Genomic DNA, 5386 nt, shown 5'->3' on the forward strand with positions numbered 1-5386 from the left:
TCCAGCTCGGCCAGGCGCGCGAGATGCACCTTCAATTGCGTGTCGCCCCAGCCGGTGGCGTCGCGCACGTCGCGCCGGCTGAAGCGGTATTCCGAGCGGTGCAGGTCCAGCGCGGCGGCGCGGTCGCTCACCAGCTCGCGTACCAGGACCAGGAGCTTCCTCGTCTGTGGCGGCAGTTCGTCCAGGCTGCGGCCCAGCACTTCGTGCGCCAGGTCGTTGGCCGCCGCGATGTCGGCCGGCACGACCTCGATGTAGTCCACCTGGCGACCGGCGACGGTCAAGCTCCTGATCGGGCGTTGGCACTGGTGCAGCAGCGCGATGGTGTCGATCAGCGACAGGTATTTCTCATGGTCGCGCCGCGTGCGCGTGCGGTCGTCCAGGAAGGTGAGCTGGTCGGCGTAGGGATTGACCACGGCCAGCGGGCGCAACAGCCGTTGCGCGTTGCGATGCAAGGCCAGCACGCCGTCCTTCTGTTCCTTGCCCATCAGGCCGGCCAGCGTGCGCCGTTCGCGCTGCCGGCGATGGATGGCGGCGGTCTGCTCGCGCCCTTCGTCCACACTGAGCACCAGGCAGCGGTTCAACAATTCCTCGTCCACGTCGATGGCGGTGGTGGTCATGAACAGCGACATCGGGCCTTCCACCCTGTATTCCCGGGCGACCAGGTTGCCGTCGGCATCCGTGCCGGTGGAAGCCATCGTCAGCGCGCCGTCCGACTGCAACAGCTTCAGGGCATAGCTGGCGCGGCTCGCGCCTTCTTCTTCGGCAATTGCCAACACCTTATGCTTGAGGCTGGTTTCGCCCATGTAGAACAGGGACTGCCCGCTCATGGCCGAGTAACGCACCGTTTCTTCCGGCGGCATGAAGGCCAGCACCGCGTCCATCAACGAGCTTTTGCCGGCGGCGCTGGACGATTGCACCACCACGGCCAGCGGCCGTTCCAGCTTGCGGCTGGTGGCGGCCAGATAGGCGGTCAGCTTGTTGGTCGCCTCGCCGACGATGCCGCCATGCTCGAAATCCGCCAGGATGCGCGGCAGCAGATCGGGTGTCTTGAGCAAGGCCAGCGCGGCGTCGCGTTCATCCTCGCTCATGCTTGGCACGGACGGCGCTTGCGGTTCCAGCGCCTTCCCGATGCCGTCGTCCTGCAATTGTTCGAGCTTCAACAGCACACGGCCGAGTTCGGTCTTGAGCGCCGCTTCGGGCACGCGCAATTCGCCGGCCGCCTGCTGTACGAACACGGCGCGCGCTTTCGCGCCGTACAGGTCGAGCGTATCGACGTGGAAGGCCAGTTCGTTGGCGACCATCAGGTTCACCTTGAGCACGCCGACCGCCAGGTTCTTCGGCAGGCCGCGCACGCGCCAACGGCGCGCGTCGTCGCCTTCTCCGAAACGCAAGACGACTTCCTGTTCGCTCACGTCGGCCGCCAGGTCGAATTGCGGCGCGGGAGGCACCGCCGCGGCCGGCAGTGGCTCGATGGGGGCCATCTTTTTAGCCGCTAAAATGGATGCATGCATCGGCCGGGGGGCTTCCACGGGTCCGGGCGCGGCCGGCGTGACGGCCACGCCGGGTTCCGGCGTGGCGCGCTCGGGCGCGGCACCGTCGCCGAGCCAGGCGGCCTTGCGGATCAGGATGCCCAGCGACTTGGTGGACGGTTGCAGCTTCAGGCCGTATTCGTTGGCGTCCATGCCTTTCGGGAACTGGATGCGCCACACGCCGAAGCCTTCCGCGCGCAGGCGTTCGGCGAGCGATTGCGCGGCACGTTCGCCGGCATCGTCGCGGTCGAACGCGATCAGCACGCGTTCGACGCCATGTCGGCGGAAGGCGGCCAGGTGGTCGTTGGTGAAGCCTTGGGTGCCGTAGGCGGCGGTGACGTTGCGGTAGCCGGCGCACCAGAAGGTCATGGCGTCGATCAGCGCTTCGCACAGGATCACTTCGCGGCTGGCGGCCAGCGCCGCCTCGTTCCACACGCCGGCATGCGGCCCCGGCAGGTACAGGTGTTTCGGGGTGCCCGCGCGCAGGTTGTCCAGCAGCTTTCGGCCATAGACCTCGGCCACATGGCCCGTCGCATCGAACACCGGCACCACCAGCGAGCCGTTGAAGTGCTCGTGGCCGCTGTCGCGGTAGATGCCCAGCCGTTGCAGCCGCCCGCGTATCTCGGCGCCGGCCTGGCGGTTCTTGTCCGGCAGGCGCAGGCCCAGCGTGCGGTTGGCATAGCCCAGGCGGAAGACGTCGATCAGCTCGGGGTGGGTCAGGCCGCGCGATTGCAGATAGGCCAGCGCTTCCGGGCTTTGCTTCAGGGTGGCGTGGTAGTAGTCGATCACCTGCGCGAGCGCGGCATGGTCGTCGGCATCCCGCGCCACCGGCGCGGCCAGCTTCTTGACCGTCGAGTGCCGGACCGGCGCGGAGCCGGCGGCGATATCGGAACCCGAAGCCGCTAAAGGCAGACCCTCGCGCAGCAGCTCGGCGGCGTGACGGAAACTGACGCCCCGCATCTTCATCACCCAATCGATCGGACCGCCGGCCGCGCCGCAGCCGAAGCAGTGATACAGGTTCGGGCCGGGGCTGACGATCAGGGACGGCGTGGCGTCGTCGTGGAACGGGCAGCGGCAGGCGTAGTCGCGGCCCTGCTTCCTCAACGCGATGCCGGCGGCTTCCACCAGGCGCACCAGCGACACTTCGGCCTTGAGCCGTTCGATTTCCGTTTCCGGGATGCGCGCCATCCGTTTTCCCTCCAAAACCTGTCAAGACTCCAAATTGATATGGACATGCTATCTCATATGGTATCATCGGGCAAGCTACGCAGATAGGGGGCTTATAGTGATGACTCTCTCGTCACCCTCGATATTCGATATGGAATTCCCGGAACGGCTGGCCACCCTGCGCAAGGAGCGCGGCCTGACCCAGCAGGCGTTGGCCGACGCGGTCGGCCTGGCCGTGCTGCAAATCCGGCGCTATGAGGGGGGAACGTCGCAACCTACCCTTGATGTGATTCGCCGGCTAGCAATCGCGCTCGGTGTCAGCGCCGACAGACTGGTCTTCGACGCCGGCGAGCGCGAGCCGGCCGACTCCCTGCGCTACCAGTTCGAGGCGGTATCACGCCTGTCCGAACACGAGCAGACGGTGGTGCGCGAGCTGATCGACGCCGTCATCGTGAAGAACCAGGTGGCCGGCGCGCTGGCCCGCGTGAATACGCCGGCGACCAAGGACAAGCCCTGACGGCGGCACGGCCGCCTTCAGCCGCTAAAAAGAAGCCCCGCGCGGCGGGGCCGGGGGAGCTATTATTCTTTAAATAATAAACGGGCGCCCACCTGATAATAACTGTAAACAGGACAAGTCCTTGATTTGCAAAGGTTTGGCGGCGTACGCGCACGAAAGCCGCGACCGGCGAACGCGAAAGTGTAGACGCCGATTTACTCATCGAATCAACAGCTTGCGCGTGAAAATCGGGTCACGCGTTTCGTGCGTAATGTGTGTACCGCATCCAGGGTGCGGGGAACCCGCAAAAACGCTCCAACCGCCTGGGTGGCGGTCCGGGGCGAATCATTGGAATTCACTGATCACGAAAGGAGCGCAGCCATGACTGCCGACACGAAAAACGTCCAGATGACGCTCACCATGTCGCACGCGCTCGAGGCGAAACTGGCGCGGCTGGCCGTGGCCAGCGGGTCGCCCGAGGCCGACGTTTTGCTCAAGGCGATCGCCTTGTACGAGGTCGCCCTGCAGGCGAAATTGCAGGGTCAGGGCGTGGCTATCCTCGATGAGGAAAAACGCCTGGTGCGCGAGATCGATGGAATCTAGACGCGGTCCCGCGAAACGAAAAAACGGCCAGGTGATACCTCAAGCCAGTTGCGGCCGCATCTGGTGTTCGTGGGACACGGGGTTTCAAGGAGAGCTCCTTTGGCACGGATATGTTGAACGAGTCCGCGGGATTCGTTCAACATATCTGTCGTGCCTGTCCAAATCATGTTTCCGTTGTCTCGGGATGCAGATGGGTTGCAAGCAGGTTGTAGCTGGTTGCATCCGGGTTGCAGGCGAGTTGCAAACCAGGTACAACAGCGACGTAGGCAAATGCACCTGTCACTTTCAAGACCCGCGTCTGGTGCGAAATCCGCGACTGAACGAAGTTGCGTGATGTGTGCCCCGTTCCAAGGGGGTGGCGGGAATGGCCCGCCGCTGCCGGCCGTGCCCGGCGGTTGAAGGAATCTGCGTGGGCAGCGGACGTGACCGCTGCCGCTCACGCGACTAAATGAGACCGCCTGACCAGCGACACCCCCAGCGGGCACGGCCTCGATTTGCAAGGCATTGCGCGGGGTCCACGTCGTGGCACAAACCGCGCAATTTGCGCCGCTCGGCCCCGATCTCAGCCAAGCAGGAAGAATCGCTTTCGCTGCCTTGAGTCACATAAAAACACCTCCAAACAACAAAGCGCCGTTTTAATATCAAATTTTAGGAACCACTAGAAATTCCATCATTACTAACCTTCTAGCGAGTAAAGTCACGTTTTCTCCTATGAGAGACCATGGCTCTACTTTCTAGAAAGTTAGTACAACTCAAATCCTATTTCAGGCAGTGGCAACTGTATTTCGCAGAAGACAATTTAGGCGAATAAGGTGTCAATTCCTTCTCAAGTTGCCCAAGTGCATTTATTTTTTCACATTGCCGCATACAATCATTCACAAGGTCTTGAAACGTAGGCGTCGGAAATATATAGGGAAAGCCGATTAGCAGCGCCCCCAAAGCGACTAAAACCAGAATATAAACTCTTGATTTTAAATAAAATTTAATATTCATAAATGCCACCCATCAAAGATAACCGAACTACGTGATTATTCAGGCATAAATTTCCAACTCGTGCAGGTAAAGGGCCGTGACATGCCAGGAGCAGATACACTCATTTGAGGAGCCTGTTTAATAGGGCCAGATGCTTTTGCTCTGCACTGTTTAGGATGACTTGGGTCATTATCAGGATCTATCGGAATAGGAGAAGACCCATAATAGCCATCTGCGCAGTACGATTGAATTCCGGTTCCGTCCCAAGGGAAGTTTATCCCTACGTAAGCACCAGGTAAATCTGGAGCTCGGTTTGGCACATTACTAATATCATTCCAGAACTGTGCTGGCTGGGCATTCTGTTGCATGCTGCTGGGATCGACGGGATATCCGGCTGCGGTATAACCACCCAACCCAAGCAGAACCGGCCCCCGCGGCGCAACCCGACCGTACTGTAAGCCTGCGGAGTCAATACGGCTGACCGGATTCCCACCGACATATGCATAGATAGTTTGCCCCGTCATACTTTCGTCGTATGCGCAGGCATTTTTCTCAGGCAGATCAACGGCTTGCGGCGACAAAACGAAGGCACACCTCCAGCATGGGCGGAATTTTTTCC

4 protein-coding genes are annotated in these 5386 nt (G+C 61.5%); 2 read left to right on the forward strand and 2 right to left on the reverse strand.

What is annotated here, in order from left to right; all coding sequences use genetic code 11:
* A partial coding sequence (locus tag HAV22_RS30675) for a CHC2 zinc finger domain-containing protein (protein WP_166865608.1) occupies positions 1–2717 on the reverse strand: 2717 nt, incomplete at its 3' end.
* 130 nt (positions 2718–2847) lie between these two features.
* Between HAV22_RS30675 and HAV22_RS30680 the strand changes: the two genes are divergently transcribed.
* Both HAV22_RS30680 and HAV22_RS30685 read left to right on the forward strand, forming a co-directional pair.
* A complete protein-coding gene (locus HAV22_RS30680) occupies positions 2848–3213 on the forward strand; it encodes a helix-turn-helix domain-containing protein (RefSeq protein ID WP_166865611.1) in 366 nt (121 codons plus the stop codon).
* Between the two features lie 360 nt (positions 3214–3573).
* Positions 3574–3795 (forward strand): DNA-binding protein, encoded by a 222-nt coding sequence (locus tag HAV22_RS30685; protein WP_166865614.1) that lies wholly within the window; start codon positions 3574–3576, stop codon positions 3793–3795.
* Between the two features lie 1028 nt (positions 3796–4823).
* On the opposite strand, the gene HAV22_RS30965 is transcribed toward HAV22_RS30685, so the two are convergent.
* Positions 4824–5386, reverse strand: a 563-nt coding sequence (locus HAV22_RS30965) for a hypothetical protein (RefSeq protein WP_208296454.1), incomplete at its 5' end; no start/stop codon positions are given.

The sequence above is a fragment of the Telluria antibiotica genome, assembly GCF_011682055.1.
Classification (GTDB): Bacteria; Pseudomonadota; Gammaproteobacteria; order Burkholderiales; family Burkholderiaceae_D; genus Telluria; species Telluria antibiotica.

What these genes read in the sequence shown, in the direction of transcription:
- HAV22_RS30680 (WP_166865611.1), top strand. Translation starts at nt 2,848, where the DNA reads ATGGAATTCCCGGAACGGCTGGCCACCCTGCGCAAGGAGCGCGGCCTG.
- HAV22_RS30685 (WP_166865614.1), top strand. Translation starts at nt 3,574, where the DNA reads ATGACTGCCGACACGAAAAACGTCCAGATGACGCTCACCATGTCGCAC.